Genomic DNA, 17,482 nt, shown 5'->3' on the forward strand with positions numbered 1-17,482 from the left:
GACCGGCCGCGCGGGGCGGGGGAGCCGCCCCGCCGGAACCGCCGCCCCGCCGCACTGACCACCGCACCACCACCGAGAAGGCAGAGCATCCGTGAACTGGGACGACGAGACCACCGCCGACGACGAGGCGCGCATCGTCGGATCATCGGCCGAGGGGGACGACCAGGCCGTCGAGGCGGCCCTGCGGCCCAAGGACCTCAGCGAGTTCGTCGGCCAGGAGAAGGTCCGCCAGCAGCTCGACCTGGTGCTCAAGGCCGCCCGTCAGCGCGGTGCCACCGCCGACCACGTGCTGCTCTCCGGCGCCCCCGGCCTCGGCAAGACCACCCTGTCGATGATCATCGCCGCCGAGATGAACGCCCCGATCCGCATCACCTCGGGCCCCGCCATCCAGCACGCCGGCGACCTCGCCGCGATCCTCTCCTCCCTCCAGGAGGGCGAGATCCTCTTCCTCGACGAGATCCACCGGATGTCCCGGCCCGCCGAGGAGATGCTCTACATGGCGATGGAGGACTTCCGCGTCGACGTCATCGTCGGCAAGGGCCCCGGCGCCACCGCCATCCCGCTCGAACTGCCGCCGTTCACCCTGGTCGGCGCCACCACCCGGGCCGGACTCCTGCCGCCGCCGCTCCGCGACCGCTTCGGCTTCACCGGCCACATGGAGTTCTACGAGCCGGCCGAGCTCCAGCGCGTGATCCACCGCTCCGCCGGACTCCTCGACGTCGAGATCGACCCGGCCGGCGCCGCCGAGATCGCCGGCCGCTCCCGCGGAACCCCCCGTATCGCCAACCGGCTGCTCCGCCGCGTCCGCGACTACACCCAGGTCAAGGCGGACGGCGCCATCACCCGGGAGATCGCCGAGGCCGCCCTCAGCGTCTACGAGGTCGACGGCCGCGGCCTCGACCGGCTCGACCGGGCCGTCCTGGAGGCCCTGCTCAAGCTCTTCGGCGGCGGACCGGTCGGTCTCTCGACCCTCGCCGTCGCGGTGGGGGAGGAGCGGGAGACCGTCGAGGAGGTCGCCGAACCCTTCCTCGTACGCGAGGGACTGCTGGCCCGTACGCCCCGTGGCCGGGTCGCCACTCCTGCCGCGTGGGCGCACCTCGGACTGGTTCCACCGCAGGCAGCGGGCCCGGGAAGCACCGGGAGCACTCTGGGAAAGGGACAACAGGGGCTCTTCGGGGCGTGACGGTGCTGACACTCGCCCGGACAGGAACCGGGGTGCGATGCTGGACGTTGTTCAGTCGATGCGGACTCGCCTAGACTCCGCCGTTGCCGCCCTTTCTGGTCGGCGCGCCCACCCCCGAAGATCAGGCCGCGGGTTCTCCGCGACCGTGCGAAGGAAACCCGTCCCGTGAGCATCGTGACCCTCCTCCCCTTCATCGTCCTCATCGGGGCCATGTTCCTGATGACTCGCTCCGCCAAGAAGAAGCAGCAGGCGGCGGCGCAGATGCGCGACGAGATGCAGCCCGGCACCGGCGTACGGACGATCGGGGGGATGTACGCCACCGTCAAGGAGATCGGCGACGAGACCGTTCTCCTCGAGGTCGCGCCCGGCGTACACGCCGTCTACGCGAAGAACGCGATCGGCGCCGTCCTTCAGGACTCCGAGTACAACCGCATCGTCCACGGTGACGACGAGGACGCGGAGACCGGCACCGTCGTGCCGGACGACGCCTCGTCGCTGACCGCGACCGCCGATGCCGCGGAGGCCGCCGAGGACGCGCCGAAGGCCGATCTGACGAAGAAGTCGGACGTCGCCGACGCCGCGGAGGGCCAGAAGGACGGCAAGGCCGACGGCGAGACCGACGCGAAGTAGTCGCGGCCGAGGACACCGCGCACGCCCACCGGCGTGCGCGTTTCCCGGAACGGTTCCACGTCTGCGGGGGAAGGTCCCCACACACACTTCGTGGCCGTCCCGCGCACACCCGGCGCGGGACGGTTGGACAGGGAGATACGACAGGTGGCAGCACCGAAGAAGGGCCGAAGGCCGGCGGGGGGACAGAGCCGGCCGGGCCGCGCCCTGGCACTCATCCTGATCGCCATGGTCGCGCTCACCGGCGGCATGTTCTGGTCGGGGCACACCACCCCGCGCCTGGGCATCGACCTCGCCGGCGGTACGTCGATCACGCTCAAGGCCAAGGCCGAGCCCGGCCAGGAGTCGGCGGTCAACGAGACCAACATGAACACCGCCGTCGGCATCATCGAGCGCCGGGTCAACGGTCTCGGTGTCTCCGAGGCCGAGGTCCAGACGCAGGGCAAAGAGAACATCATCGTCAACATCCCTCGCGGGACGAACGAGAAGCAGGCCCGGGAGCAGGTCGGTACCACCGCCCAGCTCTACTTCCGGCCCGTTCTCGCGGTGACGAACGGTGGACCCGCCCCGGCGCCCAGCGCCAGTTCCTCCGGTTCTCCCTCCGGCACGCCGAAGCCGTCGGCCTCGACCTCCGGCTCGTCCGTGGGCGAGAAGCCGGCCACCCCGTCGGCCACCGGCTCGGCCCAGGGCCGCGCGCTCACCGAGGCCCTCAAGGCCCCGAGCCCCACCCCGACCGGCAGCGCCTCCGGGACCCCGAAGGCCAGTGGTACGCCGAAGGCGAGCGGAACCCCGTCGGCCACCCCGACGCCGGACGCCGCCACCGCGGCGCTCCAGGAGAAGTACACCTCCCTGAACTGCCTCGACCCCAAGCAGCGCAGCGCCGCAGGGCAGGGCGTCAAGCCCACCGAGCCGACCGTCGCCTGTGGTGAGGACGCCCCCGGCGTCTGGTCGAAGTACCTCCTCGGCCCGGCCGAGGTCGAGGGCCGCGACGTCGACGACGCCAAGGGCCAGCTCGACCAGCAGCGCGGCATGTGGATCGTCACCATGGACTTCACGGACGCGGGTTCGAAGAAGTTCCAGGCGATCACCGGCAAGCTCTCCTCGCAGGCCGACCCGCAGAACCGCTTCGCGATCGTCCTCGACGGCGAGGTCGTCTCGGCCCCGTCGGTGCGCCAGACGCTGAGCGCCAGCGCCGAGATCTCCGGCAACTTCAACCAGCAGTCGGCCCAGGACCTCGGCAACATCCTGTCGTACGGTGCCCTGCCGCTGACCTTCGAGACGCAGAGCGTCGACACGGTCACCGCCGCGCTCGGCGGCGACCAGCTGGAGGCCGGTCTGATCGCCGGCGCCATCGGCCTGGGTCTGGTCATCATCTACCTGGTCGCCTACTACCGCGGCCTGTCGCTGATCGCCATCCTGAGCCTCGGCGTCTCCGCGCTGCTCACCTACGTGATCATGGCCCTGCTCGGCCCGGCCATCGGCTTCGCGCTAAACCTGCCGGCCGTCTGCGGCGCCATCGTCGCCATCGGCATCACCGCGGACTCGTTCATCGTGTACTTCGAGCGCATCCGCGACGAACTCCGCGAGGGCCGCACGCTCCGCCCGGCCGTCGAGCGCGCCTGGCCGCGCGCCCGCCGCACCATCCTGGTCTCCGACTTCGTGTCGTTCCTGGCCGCGGCCGTGCTCTTCATCGTCACCGTCGGCAAGGTCCAGGGCTTCGCGTTCACGCTCGGCCTGACCACCCTGCTCGACGTCGTCGTGGTGTTCCTCTTCACCAAGCCGGTCATGACGCTCCTCGCGCGGACCAAGTTCTTCGGCGAGGGCCACGCCTGGTCCGGCCTGGACCCGAAGCGGCTCGGCGCCAAGCCGCCGCTGCGCCGCACCCGCCGCGCCAATGCCTCTGCCGCTGGCCCTGTCGACCCGAAGGAGGCGTGAGATGTCGAAGCTCGGCGATCTCGGCGCCCGGCTCCACCGTGGTGAGGTCGGCTACGACTTCATCGGCAACCGCAAGATCTGGTATGGCCTGTCCATCCTGATCACCATCACCGCCATCGTCGCCCTGGCCGTCCGCGGCCTCAACATGGGCATCGAGTTCCAGGGCGGTGCCGTCTTCACGACCCCGAAGTCGGACGTCACCGTCAGCCAGGCCCAGGAGTACGCGGAAGAGGCCTCCGGCCACGACGCGATCGTCCAGCAGCTCGGCAACGGCTCCCTCCGCATCCAGGTCGGCGGCCTGGACACCGCGCAGTCCGACCAGGTCCGCACGGAGCTCGCCAAGGACCTGAACGTCGCCGAGGACAAGATCGCGGCGGAGCTCGTCGGTCCCAGCTGGGGTGAGCAGATCGCCACCAAGGCCTGGACCGGTCTGGGGGTCTTCATGATCCTCGTGGTGATCTACCTGGCCATCGCCTTCGAGTGGAGAATGGCGGTCGCGGCGCTCATCGCGCTGATCCACGACCTCACGATCACGGTCGGCATCTACTCGCTGGTCGGCTTCGAGGTCACGGTCGGTACGGTCATCGGTCTGCTGACGATCCTCGGTTATTCGCTGTACGACACAGTCGTCGTCTTCGACTCCCTCAAGGAACAGACGAAGGACATCACGAAGCAGACCCGCTTCACGTACAGCGAGCTGGCCAACCGCTCGATCAACGGCACCCTGGTCCGTTCGATCAACACCACCGTCGTCGCGCTGCTGCCGGTCGCCGGCCTGCTCTTCATCGGTGGCGGCGTCCTCGGCGCCGGCATGCTGAACGACATCTCGCTGTCGCTGTTCGTCGGCCTCGCGGCCGGTGCGTACTCCTCGATCTTCATCGCCACGCCGCTCGTCGCCGACCTCAAGGAACGCGACCCGGCGATCAAGGCCCTGAAGAAGCGCGTCCTCGCGAAGCGGGCCGGTGCGGCCGCCAAGGGGGAGTCGTACGACGGAGCGGACGACCGCGCCGACGACAACGAGATCGCCGTCGTCGGCCCGCGGGCGAGCCGTCGCGGCCGCTCCTCGGAGCAGCGGGGATGACCGCCGAGGCCCAGGACGTCACCGCCCTCCTGCTCAGCCGCATCCGCGACGTACCGGACTACCCCAAGCCCGGCGTGCTGTTCAAGGACATCACGCCGCTGCTCGCGGACCCCGAGGCGTTCACGGCCCTCACCGACGCCCTCGCCGCGCTGTGCTCCGCGCACGGCGCGACGAAGATCGTCGGCCTGGAGGCGCGCGGCTTCATCCTGGCCGCCCCGGTGGCCGTCCGCGCGGGCCTGGGCTTCGTCCCGGTCCGCAAGGCCGGCAAGCTTCCCGGGGCCACGCTCCGCCAGGCGTACGAGCTGGAGTACGGCACCGCCGAGATCGAGGTGCACGCCGAGGACCTGGACGCGGGCGACCGCGTGATGGTCATCGACGACGTCCTCGCCACCGGCGGTACGGCCGAGGCCTCGATCGAGCTCATCCGCCGCGCGGGCGCCGAGGTGGCGGGCGTCGCGGTCCTGATGGAGCTCGGTTTCCTGCCGGGCCGGGCCCGGCTGGAGCCCGCCCTGCACGGCGCCCCGCTCACGGCGCTGATCACCGTCTGACATCGGGCTCCACCCGCACGGGGCGCRCCGGGGAWTCCCCGGYGCGCCCCGTGCGGGTGGAGCCCGATGTCAGACGGTGATCAGCGCCGTGAGCGGGGCGCCGTGCAGTCCCCGGAGCGGCCGGGCCCGGCCCGGCAGGAAACCGAGCTCTGATCAGCGCCGTGAGCGGGGCGCCGCGGCGCCCGCGCGGCGGATGAGCTCGATCGGGCAGGAAACCGAGCTCCATCAGGACCGCGACGCCCGCCACCTCGGCGCCCGCGCGGCGGATGAGCTCGATCGAGGCCTCGGCCGTACCGCCGGTGGCCCAGCCGGGCCCGGCCCGGCAGGAAACCGAGCTCCATCAGGACCGCGACGCCCGCCMCCKCGGCGCCCGCGCGGCGGATGAGCTCGTCCAACCGCGTGCGCGCCCGCCTCGCCCGCCTCGGCGTCCAGCGCTCCTCCCCGTACAACCCGGTCCTCGAACCGCTGCTGCGGATCGTCCGCTCCAACGACCCGAAGATCGAGACGGCGACGCTCCGCCAGGTCGAGCGGGCCTACCAGGTCGCCGAGCGCTGGCACCGCGGCCAGAAGCGCAAGAGCGGCGACCCGTACATCACGCACCCGCTCGCCGTGACCACCATCCTCGCCGAGCTCGGCATGGACCCGGCGACGCTGATGGCCGGCCTGCTGCACGACACCGTCGAGGACACCGAGTACGGCCTCGACACCCTGCGCCGCGACTTCGGCGACCAGGTCGCGCTGCTCGTCGACGGCGTCACCAAGCTCGACAAGGTCAAGTTCGGCGAGGCCGCGCAGGCCGAGACCGTCCGCAAGATGGTCGTCGCCATGGCCAAGGACCCGCGCGTCCTGGTCATCAAGCTCGCCGACCGCCTGCACAACATGCGCACCATGCGCTACCTCAAGCGGGAGAAGCAGGAGAAGAAGGCCCGCGAGACGCTGGAGATCTACGCGCCCCTGGCCCATCGGCTGGGCATGAACACCATCAAGTGGGAGCTGGAGGACCTCGCCTTCGCGATCCTCTACCCCAAGATGTACGACGAGATCGTCCGGCTCGTCGCCGAGCGCGCCCCGAAGCGGGACGAGTACCTCGCGATAGTGACCGACGAGGTCCAGACCGACCTGCGCGCCGCCCGCATCAAGGCCACGGTCACCGGCCGCCCCAAGCACTACTACAGCGTCTACCAGAAGATGATCGTCCGCGGTCGCGACTTCGCGGAGATCTACGACCTGGTGGGCATCCGCGTCCTGGTCGACACGGTGCGCGACTGCTACGCCGCCCTCGGCACCGTCCACGCGCGATGGAACCCGGTCCCCGGCCGGTTCAAGGACTACATCGCGATGCCGAAGTTCAACATGTACCAGTCGCTGCACACGACGGTCATCGGACCCAACGGCAAGCCCGTCGAGCTGCAGATCCGCACCTTCGACATGCACCGGCGCGCCGAGTACGGCATCGCCGCCCACTGGAAGTACAAGCAGGAGGCCGTCGCCGGCGCCTCCAAGGTCCGCGCCGACGTCCCGAAGAAGGGCGGCAAGGACGACCACCTCAACGACATGGCGTGGCTGCGTCAGCTGCTCGACTGGCAGAAGGAGACCGAGGACCCCAGCGAGTTCCTGGAGTCCCTGCGCTTCGACCTCTCGCGCAACGAGGTCTTCGTCTTCACGCCGAAGGGCGACGTCATCGCGCTGCCCGCCGGCGCGACCCCCGTCGACTTCTCGTACGCCGTCCACACCGAGGTCGGCCACCGCACCATAGGAGCGCGGGTCAACGGACGGCTCGTGCCGCTCGAATCGACCCTCGACAACGGCGACCTGGTCGAGGTCTTCACCTCCAAGGCAGCCGGCGCGGGTCCCTCCCGCGACTGGCTGGGGTTCGTCAAGTCCCCGCGCGCCCGCAACAAGATCCGTGCCTGGTTCTCCAAGGAGCGCCGCGACGAGGCCATCGAGCAGGGCAAGGACGCCATCGCGCGGGCCATGCGCAAGCAGAACCTGCCGATCCAGCGGATCCTCACCGGCGACTCCCTCGTCACCCTCGCCCACGAGATGCGCTACACCGACATCTCCTCGCTGTACGCGGCGATCGGCGAGGGCCACGTCACCGCCCAGTCCATCGTGCAGAAGCTGGTCCAGGCGCTCGGCGGCGAGGAGGCCGCCACCGAGGACATCGAGGAGGTCGCCCCGCCGGCCCGCGGCCGCTCCAAGCGCCGCTCCAGCGCCGACCCCGGGGTCGTCGTCAAGGGCGTCGACGACGTCTGGGTGAAGCTGGCCCGCTGCTGCACCCCCGTGCCCGGCGACCCGATCATCGGCTTCGTCACCCGCGGCAGCGGTGTGTCGGTGCACCGCAGCGACTGCGTCAACGTGGAGTCGCTCTCCCGCGAGCCGGAGCGCATCCTCGAGGTCGAGTGGGCTCCCACCCAGTCCTCGGTCTTCCTCGTCGCCATCCAGGTCGAGGCGCTGGACCGCTCGCGGCTGCTCTCCGACGTCACCCGGGTCCTCTCGGACCAGCACGTCAACATCCTGTCCGCGGCCGTCCAGACCTCCCGCGACCGGGTGGCCACCTCGCGCTTCACCTTCGAGATGGGCGACCCGAAGCACCTGGGCCACGTCCTGAAGGCCGTGCGGGGAGTGGAGGGCGTCTACGACGTGTACCGCGTGACCTCGGCCCGCAGGCCGTAGGAGCGGGAACGGACGACACGAGGAAGGCCCCCCGGCATCGCGCCGGGGGGCCTTCCTCGTGTCGGGGCGAACGGTCAGCCGCCGAACTCCTCCAGGCCCTTCATGGCCTGGTCGAGCAGGGCCTGGCGGCCCTCCAGCTCGCGGGAGAGCTTGTCGGCCTTGGCGTCGTTGCCGGCGGCGCGGGCCGCGTCGATCTGCTTGCGCAGCTTCTCGACGGCGTCCTGGAGCTGGCCGGTCAGACCCGCGGCACGCGCGCGTGCCTCCGGGTTCGTCCGGCGCCACTCGCCCTCCTCGGCCTCCTGGATGGCCCGCTCCACCGTGTGCATCCGGCCCTCGACCTTGGGACGGGCGTCACGCGGGACGTGGCCGATGGCCTCCCACCGCTCGTTGAGGGAGCGGAAGGCGGCACGCGCCGCCTTCAGGTCCGACACCGGCAGCAGCTTCTCGGCCTCGGTCGCGAGCTCCTCCTTGAGCTTGAGGTTCTCGGTCTGCTCCGCGTCCCGCTCGGCGAAGACCTCGCCGCGCGCCGCGAAGAAGACGTCCTGGGCGCCGCGGAAGCGGTTCCACAGGTCGTCCTCGTGCTCGCGCTGGGCGCGGCCGGCGGCCTTCCACTCGGTCATCAGGTCGCGGTACCGGGCCGCCGTGGTGCCCCAGTCGGTGGAGTTCGACAGCGACTCCGCCTCGGCGACCAGACGCTCCTTGGCCTTGCGGGCGTCCTCGCGCTGGGCGTCCAGCGAGGCGAAGTGGGCCTTGCGGCGCTTCGAGAACGCCGAGCGGGCGTGCGAGAAGCGGTGCCACAGCTCGTCGTCGGACTTGCGGTCGAGCCGGGGGAGACCCTTCCAGGTGTCCACCAGCGCCCGCAGCCGCTCGCCCGCGGAGCGCCACTGCTCGCTCTGGGCCAGCTCCTCGGCCTCGGTGACGAGCTTCTCCTTGGCGGAGCGCGCCTCGTCGGTCTGCTTGGCCTTCTGGGCCTTGCGCTCCTCGCGGCGCGAGTCGACCGTCTCGACGAGCTTGTCGAGGCGGGTCGCGAGCGCGGCGAGGTCGCCGACGGCGTGGTGCTCGTCGATCTGCTGCCGGATGTGCTCGATCGCCGCGGTGGCGTCCTTCGCCGAGAGGTCGGTGGTCTTCACCCGCTTCTCGAGGAGGCCGATCTCGACCACCAGGCCCTCGTACTTGCGCTCGAAGTAGGCCAGCGCCTCCTCAGGGGTACCGGCCTGCCACGATCCGACGACCTTCTCGCCCTCGGCCGTCCGCACGTACACGGTGCCCGTCTCGTCGACGCGGCCCCACGGGTCGCTGCTCACAGCGCCTCCTCACCATGATGCCGTCGGGGGGTGGTACCCCCCGGGCATCGTCCACAGTTTCCCGGCGGGCCTCGCCCGCCTTCCGCAGCGCGGCCGACGGCACAACGCTGCACAACGCCAATCTAGGCGAACCGCGGCCCGGCTGTCCGCACTCAGCGCGACCGAGATTCGCGGTCACGCGCGCGTGCGGACCCCCGGCTCACTTCTTCGTGACGGTCGCCTTCTCGATGGTGACGGCCTTCTTCGGGGCGCCGTCGGCGGCGCCGCCCTCGACCCCGGCCGCGGCGACGTCCTCGACCACCTGGAGGCCGGCCGCGTCGATCTTCCCGAACGGCGTGTAGCCCGGCGCCAGCTTGGTGTCCTTGTAGACGAGGAAGAACTGCGAGCCGCCGCTGCCCGGCTGCCCGGTGTTGGCCATCGCCACGGTGCCCGCCGGGTAGGTGACGGTGCCGTCCGCGCCCGCCTTGCCCAGGGCGTCGAGGTTCTCGTCCGGGATCGTGTACCCGGGACCGCCGGTGCCGTCGCCCTTGGGGTCACCGCACTGGAGCACGAAGATGCCGCCGGTGGTGAGGCGGTGGCACTTGGTCCCGTCGAAGTACTTCTTCGCGGCCAGGTGCGAGAACGAGTTCACCGTGCGCGGGGTCTTCGCCGCGTCCATGGTGATCGTGACGTCGCCCTCGCTGGTCTTCAGCGCCATGGTGTACGAGGCCTTGGCGTCCACCGACATCTTCGGCTCGGTGCTCGCCGACTCGCTCGCGGAGGGCGTCGGGCTGCCGGAGGAGCTGCTCGCCGGGTTCTCGGGGCCCGCGTTGCCCTGGGTGTCGTCGCCCGTCAGCTTGACGGACGCGTACACCGCGCCGCCCGCCGCGAGGACCACCGCGAGGGAGGCCGCGACGACGGTGTTGCGGCGCTTCGCCCTGCGCCGGGTCTCCTCCCGCCGCTGCTGCTGCCGCGCGTACTTCTCCCTGGCAAGCTGCCGCCGCCGCTGATCGCTGGTGACCACCGGTTCCGCTCCTGTCGCTCGTCTGTTCCTGTCCTGGCCGGGTGTGCCCGTACCGTATACGGGTTGGCTGTGGAACCGGCACCGCCGGTAGGCTCTGATCTGCCGCATTCCGTGTTCTCCGCGAATCCCGCGGCCCCTGCCGGACGACATCTAAGGACGAACGTGCTGATTGCCGGGTTCCCCGCCGGGGCCTGGGGGACCAACTGCTATGTGGTCGCCCCCGCCGCGGGCGAGGAGTGCGTGATCATCGACCCGGGCCACCAGGCCACCCAGGGTGTCGAGGAGACGCTGCGCAAGCATCGGCTCAAGCCCGTCGCCGTCGTCCTCACCCACGGACACATCGACCACGTCGCCTCCGTCGTCCCGGTCTGCGGCGCCCATGACGTCCCCGCGTGGATCCACCCGTCCGACCGCTACATGATGAGCGACCCGGAGAAGGCCCTCGGCCGCTCCATCGGGATGCCCCTCATGGGCGAGCTGACCGTGGGAGAGCCCGACGACGTACGGGAGCTGACGGACGGCGCCGGGCTGAAGCTCGCCGGACTCGACTTCTCCGTCGCCCACGCGCCCGGTCATACCAAGGGGTCGGTGACCTTCAGGATGCCGGAGACCGCGGAGATCCCCTCCGTGTTCTTCTCCGGCGACCTGCTCTTCGCCGGCTCCATCGGACGCACCGACCTGCCCGGCGGTGACATGGACGAGATGCTCGCTTCGCTGGCCCGCGTGTGCCTGCCGCTCGACAACTCGACCGTGGTGCTGTCGGGACACGGTCCCCAGACGACCATCGGCCAGGAGCGCGCCACGAACCCCTATCTGCGGGACGTGGCCGCCGGCCACCACGGGAGCAGCGGCACGGACGCTCCCCGACGAGGAATGTGACGAGACTTTCGTGAGCACCTTTCAGGCCCCCAAGGGCACGTACGACCTGATCCCGCCCCGCTCCGCCACCTTCCTGGCGGTCCGGGACGCGATCTCCACGCCGCTGAGGAACTCCGGCTACGGCTACATCGAGACCCCCGGTTTCGAGAACGTCGAGCTGTTCTCCCGCGGTGTCGGCGAGTCCACCGACATCGTGACCAAGGAGATGTACACCCTCACCACGAAGGGCAACGACCACCTCGCCCTCCGCCCCGAGGGCACCGCGTCCGTGCTGCGCGCGGCGCTCCAGGCCAACCTGCACAAGCAGGGCAACCTCCCCGTGAAGCTCTGGTACTCCGGCTCGTACTACCGCTACGAGCGGGCCCAGGCGGGCCGCTACCGCCACTTCTCCCAGGTGGGCGCCGAGGCGATCGGTGCCGAGGACCCGGCGCTCGACGCCGAGCTGATCATCCTGGCCGACCAGGCGTACCGCTCGCTGGGCCTGCGGAACTTCCGCATCCTGCTGAACTCGCTGGGCGACAAGGAGTGCCGCCCCGTCTACCGCGAGGCGCTCCAGGGCTTCCTCCGCGGCCTCGACCTCGACGAGGAGACCCTGCGCCGCGCCGAGATCAACCCGCTGCGGGTCCTCGACGACAAGCGCGAGTCCGTGCAGAAGCAGCTCGTCGGCGCCCCGCTGCTCGGCGACTACCTGTGCGACGCGTGCAAGGCGTACCACGAGGAGGTGCGCGCCCTGGTCACCGCGGCGGGCGTGGAGTTCGAGGACGACGGCAAGCTGGTGCGCGGCCTGGACTACTACACCCGGACGACCTTCGAGTTCGTCCACGGCGGTCTCGGCTCGCAGTCGGCGGTCGGCGGCGGCGGCCGCTACGACGGCCTCTCCGAGATGATCGGCGGCCCCGCGCTGCCGTCCGTCGGCTGGGCCCTCGGGGTGGACCGCACGGTCCTCGCCCTGGAGGCCGAGGGCATCGAGCTCGACCTCCCCGCCGTCACCAGCGTCTTCGCCGTGGCCATCGGCGAGGAGGCGCGCCGGATCCTCTTCGGCAAGGTCACCGAGCTGCGCCGGGAGGGCGTCTCCGCGGACTTCTCCTTCGGCGGCAAGGGCCTCAAGGGCGCGATGAAGGACGCCAACCGCTCCGGCGCCCGGCTCGCCGTCGTGGCCGGTGAGCGCGACCTGGCCGAGGGCGTCGTCCAGCTCAAGGACATGGCGTCCGGCGAGCAGCAGGCGGTCGCCGTGGACGCGCTGCTCGACGCGGTACGGGCCAAGCTGGTCTGACGGGTCGTTTCCTTCACGGCGGGGGCCGGGGCCACGCGCACGCGTGGCCCCGGCCCCTGCCGCTTCCCCGCCCTTACGCCCCCTTCACTTATCTCCGGCGAACGGTGGGCGCGCCACCCCGTACGGCAGAATGACCCCTGCCCACAAGGCCCGCGAGCGAGGGAAAAGGCGACATGACGAAGGCAGCGGTGGACGAGGCCGCGTCCGGCCGGCAGCACGACGGCACGATCGGGGCGAGCAGGGCCTTCGCCTGGCTGCTCGTGATCACCGGAGCGGCCGGACTGCTCGCCGCCTGGGTCATCACCATCGACAAGTTCAAGCTCCTGGAGGACCCGGACTTCGTCCCCGGGTGCAGCCTCAACCCGATCGTCTCCTGCGGCAACATCATGAAGAGCGAGCAGGCCTCGGTCTTCGGCTTCCCCAACCCGATGCTCGGCCTCGTCACCTACGCCATGGTGATCGCGATCGGCGTCGCCCTGCTCGCCGGCGCCCGCTACCGCCGCTGGTACTGGCTCGGCCTCAACGCCGGCACCCTCTTCGGCGTCGGCTTCTGCACCTGGCTGATGTACCAGTCGCTGTACGAGATCAACTCGCTCTGCCTGTGGTGCTGCCTGGCCTGGGCCGCCACCATCGTCATGTTCTGGTACGTGACCTCGCACAACGTGCGCAGCGGTGTCGTCCCCGCCCCCCGCGGCCTCAGGACCTTCTTCGACGAGTTCACCTGGGTCCTGCCCGTCCTGCACATCGGGATCATCGGCATGCTGATCCTGACCCGCTGGTGGGACTTCTGGACCGGCTGACCGCCCGCCGGGCCCCGGCCGCCGGGGACCGCGCTGTCGGTGGCGTGTCCTAGGCTTCATGACGTGGAGCCCGACCTCTTTACCGCAGCAGCCGAAGACCGCCAGGAGAACGACCCCGCCGGCAGCCCCCTCGCCGTCCGGATGCGCCCGCGCACCCTGGACGAGGTGGTGGGGCAGAAGCACCTGCTCAAGCCCGGTTCGCCGCTGCGCCGACTCGTCGGCGACGGCGACGGCGGTCCCGCCGGCGCCTCCTCGGTCATCCTCTGGGGGCCGCCCGGCATCGGGAAGACCACCCTGGCGTACGTGGTCTCCAAGGCGACCAACAAGCGGTTCGTGGAGCTGTCGGCGATCACCGCGGGCGTCAAGGAGGTCCGCGCCGTCATCGAGGGGGCCCGCCGCGCGGTCGGCGGCTACGGCAAGGAGACCGTCCTCTTCCTCGACGAGATCCACCGCTTCTCCAAGGCCCAGCAGGACTCGCTGCTGCCCGCCGTCGAGAACCGCTGGGTGACGCTCGTCGCCGCCACCACAGAGAACCCGTACTTCTCGGTGATCTCCCCGCTCCTCTCCCGCTCCCTGCTCCTCACCCTGGAGCCGCTGACCGACGACGACTTGCGCGGGCTGATGGCCCGGGCGCTCACCGGCGAGCGCGGGCTCGGCGGCGCCGTGACCCTCCCGGAGGACGCCGAGGCCCACCTCCTGCGGGTCGCCGGCGGCGACGCCCGGCGCGCCCTGACCGCCCTGGAGGCGGCCGCTGGCGCCGCCATCGCCAAGGGCGAGCCGGAGATCACCCTGGAGACGGTCGAGGAGACCGTCGACCGCGCCGCCGTGAAGTACGACCGGGACGGCGACCAGCACTACGACGTCGCCAGCGCCCTCATCAAGTCGATCCGCGGCTCGGACGTGGACGCGGCCCTGCACTACCTGGCGCGGATGATCGAGGCGGGGGAGGACCCCCGCTTCATCGCCCGCCGTCTCATGATCTCCGCCAGCGAGGACATCGGACTGGCCGATCCGAACGCGCTGCCGATCGCGGTCGCCGCCGCGCAGGCCGTCGCGATGATCGGCTTCCCCGAGGCCGCCCTCACCCTCAGCCACGCGACGATCGCCCTGGCCCTGGCCCCGAAGTCGAACGCGGCGACCACCGCGATCGGCGCCGCCCTCGCGGACGTCCGCAACGGCCTCGCGGGATCGGTCCCGCCGCACCTGCGCGACGGGCACTACAAGGGCGCGGCCAAGCTCGGCCACGCCCAGGGATACGTCTACCCCCACGACGTTCCGGGCGGGATCGCCGCCCAGCAGTACGCGCCGGACACGATCCACGGCAAGCAGTACTACGAGCCCACCCGCTACGGCGCGGAGGCGCGGTACGCGGACGTGGTGGACCGGGTGCGGTCACGGCTGAAGGGCGGCGAGTGAGGGCCGACGGCTGATCCCTCCTCCCCGGCCTCCGAGCCGCCCGGACCGCGTGCGGGCGCGTCCCGCCGAGCGGGTACACTGGTCCGGATCGCTGCGTCCCGTGTCCGGCTCCGGTCGGCACCACCAGAACGGGACAGTCAGCCGGAGACCTCGCCCTCGGGCGGGTGATCCAGGAGCGTCGCGCACCTTCGAAGGTGTCGCGTGCCACCCACCACCACCCGGGATCCCGGGAGCGGCGGTGGGTCGTTCGCGTGCTGCACGTATGTGCCCAGACCTGGGAGCGGCTGCCCGGCACGGTCCGTCCTGTACGGACCCGACGGGTTTCCCGGGCTGCGGATGCGACCTCCCCTAACCCTGGTGAAGCCGTTTCGTACCAGTAGAGAGGTTGGTTCATGCCGAACCAGTCCCGTCCCAAGGTCAAGAAGTCGCGTGCCCTCGGCATCGCGCTGACCCCCAAGGCCGTCAAGTACTTCGAGGCCCGCCCCTACCCGCCGGGCGAGCACGGCCGTGGCCGCAAGCAGAACTCGGACTACAAGGTCCGTCTGCTCGAGAAGCAGCGTCTGCGCGCCCAGTACGACATCAGCGAGCGCCAGATGGCCCGCGCCTACGACCGCGCCAAGAAGGCCGAGGGCAAGACGGGCGAGGCGCTGGTCGTCGAGCTCGAGCGTCGCCTCGACGCCCTGGTCCTGCGTTCGGGCATCGCCCGCACCATCTACCAGGCCCGTCAGATGGTCGTCCACGGCCACATCCAGGTCAACGGTGGCAAGGTCGACAAGCCGTCGTTCCGCGTCCGTCCCGACGACGTCGTGATGGTCCGCGAGCGCAGCCGCACCAAGCCGCTGTTCGAGGTCGCCCGTGAGGGTGGCTTCGCCGCCGACGGTGAGACCCCGCGCTACCTGCAGGTCAACCTGAAGGCCCTGGCCTTCCGCCTCGACCGCGACCCGAACCGCAAGGAGATCCCGGTCATCTGCGACGAGCAGCTGGTCGTCGAGTACTACGCCCGCTGATCCAGGCGCGACCGTAGTACCACCCCCGCGGTGTTCAGCCCGCCGCTTCCCCGCCCTTTCCGGTGGGGGAGTCGGCGGGCTTCCGCGTGCCCGGGACGCCCGCCGGGCCCGCCGCGCGGAACGGGCGGGGCGCGGACTCCTCCGCGGAGCGGCCCACGGCCGGATTCCGGCCGGCCAGCAGCGCCCGCTCCACGGCCTCCGCCGCCGACAGCCCCTGGCCTGTCCGGAACGCGGCTCGGTACGCCTCCGCCCCCAGCGCCTCCTCGGCCCGCCGCGCGCACAGCGCCCTCGGCACGTCGAACGCCTCCGAGCCGAACCGCCGCACCCCCACCGTGTCCCACACGGGGACCGCCGCTCCCTGGAGGACCGCCGCCTCCACCGGATCGCCCTCGCTCACCGTCACCAGGGCGAGCAGCTCGACCGCGAGCACGAGCCCGACCAGGTCACGGAAGCCGTCGTTGATCGACACGCACGCGGTGAGCAGCTCCCGCGCCTCCCCGTACGCGCCCGCGTCCCACGCCAGATACCCGAGCACGTAGAGGGCGTAGGCCTTCGTCCACAGCTCGCCCCGCTCCTCGCAGATCTCGCGGACCTCCCGGGAGAGCGCAGCCGCCCCCTCGCGGTCGCCGAGGAAGGCCCGCGCCATCGCCAGCTCGACCTGCGCCATCAGCACGTTGCTGTTCAGCTCGCCGAGTTCCCGGTACGCGTCGAGTGCCGACCCGATCAGCTCCTCGGCCCGGGGCATGTCGTCCGTGAGCAGCGCGAGGCAGCCCATCCGATGCGTCGCGTAGGCCTGCGCCAGCGCGTTCCGCGCGGTCCCGGCGCGCTCCCCGCACTCGTGCAGCGCGGCCACCGCCGCCGTTCCGTCCCCCTGCAGCACCGCCACGTACCCGAGCACCCACAGCGCCTTGAGCCGCGCCTCCTCGTGGTCGGACGCGAGCGCCAGAGCCCGGTCCAGCCAGTGCCGTCCCTCGGAGAGACGGCCGCACCCCACCCACGCGAACCACAGGGTGCCGGCCAGGTGCTGGGCGAGGTGCGCGTCGTCGGGCAGCTCCAGGCACAGGTCGAGGGCCGCCCGCAGATGGGGGAGCGCGGCCTCCGTCAGGTCCGCGACCTCGGGCTGGCGCGGGCTGAACCACTCCAGCTCGCACCAGGTGGCGAGGCCCATGTACCAGTCGCGGTGCCGCCGCCGCATCCGCTCCGTGTCGTCCAGGGCCGCCAGCCACTCCGCCCCGTACGCCGCGACCGTGTCGAGCATCCGGTACGCGGTCCCCGCCGGGCCGTCCTCCCGGACGAGCAGCGACTGGGCGAGCAGCCCGCCGAGCAGGTCGAGGATCCGCTCCGGCGGCAGCTCCGGGCCCCCGCACACGTACTCCACCGCGTCCAGGTCGAAGGCGCCGGGGAAGACGGAGAGCCGCGCCCAGAGGAGCCGTTCCTCCGGAGTGCACAGCTCGTGGCTCCAGCCGATGGCGGTGCGCAGCGTCCGATGGCGGGGGAGCGCCCCGCGCGCGCCGTCCGCGAGCAGCCGGAAGCGGTCGTCGAGGCGCCGCAGCAGCTGCTCCACGGAGAGCAGCGGCAGCCGTCCCGCCGCCAGTTCGAGGGCGAGCGGAATGCCGTCCAGACGACGGCACAGCTCCCGTACGGCCGCCGCTTCCCCGACGGGGCTCCCGGCCGGGCCTTCCCGGCCGGGAGCCCCGTCGGGGAGGGCGGGGGAGCCCGTCAGGACCGGGGGCCCGGGCAGTGCCGCGGA

The 17,482-nt window shown here is 71.5% G+C and carries 13 protein-coding genes and 2 pseudogenes; 11 read left to right on the plus strand and 4 right to left on the minus strand.

Going from position 1 to position 17,482, the window contains the following annotated elements:
• The first annotated feature begins 91 nt into the window (after nt 1–91).
• The 5 genes from ruvB (at nt 92) to EAO70_RS24655 (ending at nt 5,374) form a co-directional block, all read left to right on the plus strand.
• Nucleotides 92–1,183, plus strand: a complete 1,092-nt coding sequence (gene ruvB, locus EAO70_RS24635; protein WP_148004956.1) for a Holliday junction branch migration DNA helicase RuvB — start codon at nt 92–94, stop codon at nt 1,181–1,183.
• Between the two features lie 165 nt (nt 1,184–1,348).
• A complete protein-coding gene (gene yajC, locus EAO70_RS24640) occupies nt 1,349–1,813 on the plus strand; it encodes a preprotein translocase subunit YajC (protein ID WP_148004957.1) in 465 nt (154 codons plus the stop codon).
• A 144-nt stretch (nt 1,814–1,957) separates the two neighbouring features.
• Nucleotides 1,958–3,745: a protein translocase subunit SecD gene (gene secD, locus EAO70_RS24645; protein WP_148004958.1), complete on the plus strand. Its 1,788-nt coding sequence runs from the start codon at nt 1,958–1,960 to the stop codon at nt 3,743–3,745.
• A gap of 1 nt (nt 3,746) precedes the next feature.
• Nucleotides 3,747–4,826: a protein translocase subunit SecF gene (gene secF, locus EAO70_RS24650; RefSeq protein ID WP_148004959.1), complete on the plus strand. Its 1,080-nt coding sequence runs from the start codon at nt 3,747–3,749 to the stop codon at nt 4,824–4,826.
• The gene (locus tag EAO70_RS24655) at nt 4,823–5,374 is read left to right on the plus strand and encodes an adenine phosphoribosyltransferase (protein WP_148004960.1); all 552 of its coding nucleotides are present in this window, start codon (nt 4,823–4,825) and stop codon (nt 5,372–5,374) included. Before secF ends, EAO70_RS24655 begins: the two co-directional genes overlap by 4 nt.
• Before the next feature lie 151 nt (nt 5,375–5,525).
• On the opposite strand, the pseudogene EAO70_RS38125 reads toward EAO70_RS24655, so the two are convergent.
• Nucleotides 5,526–5,678 (minus strand): annotated as a pseudogene (locus EAO70_RS38125) (adenine phosphoribosyltransferase); the annotation flags it as partial.
• 74 nt (nt 5,679–5,752) lie between these two features.
• Here EAO70_RS38125 and EAO70_RS24660 point away from each other — a divergent pair.
• A pseudogene (locus tag EAO70_RS24660) lies at nt 5,753–8,050 on the plus strand (RelA/SpoT family protein); the annotation flags it as partial.
• Nucleotides 8,051–8,124: 74 nt separating this feature from the next.
• On the opposite strand, the gene EAO70_RS24665 reads toward EAO70_RS24660, so the two are convergent.
• Both EAO70_RS24665 and EAO70_RS24670 read right to left on the minus strand, forming a co-directional pair.
• Entirely contained in the window at nt 8,125–9,354 is a 1,230-nt protein-coding gene (locus EAO70_RS24665; protein WP_148004961.1) for a DUF349 domain-containing protein, read from the minus strand.
• A gap of 199 nt (nt 9,355–9,553) precedes the next feature.
• The gene (locus EAO70_RS24670; protein ID WP_148004962.1) at nt 9,554–10,357 is read right to left on the minus strand and encodes a peptidylprolyl isomerase; all 804 of its coding nucleotides are present in this window, start codon (nt 10,355–10,357) and stop codon (nt 9,554–9,556) included.
• Between the two features lie 162 nt (nt 10,358–10,519).
• Here EAO70_RS24670 and EAO70_RS24675 point away from each other — a divergent pair, with 162 nt between their 5' ends.
• From EAO70_RS24675 to rpsD, 5 genes are all read left to right on the plus strand, one after another.
• Nucleotides 10,520–11,236 (plus strand): MBL fold metallo-hydrolase, encoded by a 717-nt coding sequence (locus tag EAO70_RS24675; RefSeq protein WP_148004963.1) that lies wholly within the window; start codon nt 10,520–10,522, stop codon nt 11,234–11,236.
• 10 nt (nt 11,237–11,246) lie between these two features.
• Nucleotides 11,247–12,509, plus strand: coding sequence for a histidine--tRNA ligase (gene hisS, locus EAO70_RS24680; RefSeq protein ID WP_148004964.1), 1,263 nt, complete (start codon nt 11,247–11,249; stop codon nt 12,507–12,509).
• A 173-nt stretch (nt 12,510–12,682) separates the two neighbouring features.
• Complete coding sequence (locus EAO70_RS24685) at nt 12,683–13,309, plus strand: vitamin K epoxide reductase family protein (protein WP_148004965.1); 627 nt, start codon at nt 12,683–12,685, stop codon at nt 13,307–13,309.
• Between the two features lie 63 nt (nt 13,310–13,372).
• Nucleotides 13,373–14,725, plus strand: coding sequence for a replication-associated recombination protein A (locus EAO70_RS24690; protein ID WP_148004966.1), 1,353 nt, complete (start codon nt 13,373–13,375; stop codon nt 14,723–14,725).
• A gap of 392 nt (nt 14,726–15,117) precedes the next feature.
• Nucleotides 15,118–15,732 (plus strand): 30S ribosomal protein S4, encoded by a 615-nt coding sequence (rpsD, locus tag EAO70_RS24695; RefSeq protein WP_024758279.1) that lies wholly within the window; start codon nt 15,118–15,120, stop codon nt 15,730–15,732.
• Nucleotides 15,733–15,766: 34 nt separating this feature from the next.
• On the opposite strand, the gene EAO70_RS24700 is transcribed toward rpsD, so the two are convergent.
• Nucleotides 15,767–17,482, minus strand: a 1,716-nt coding sequence (locus EAO70_RS24700) for an ATP-binding protein (protein ID WP_187284006.1), incomplete at its 5' end; no start/stop codon positions are given.

The organism is Streptomyces sp. adm13(2018) (assembly GCF_008042145.1).
Classification (GTDB): domain Bacteria; phylum Actinomycetota; class Actinomycetes; order Streptomycetales; family Streptomycetaceae; genus Streptomyces.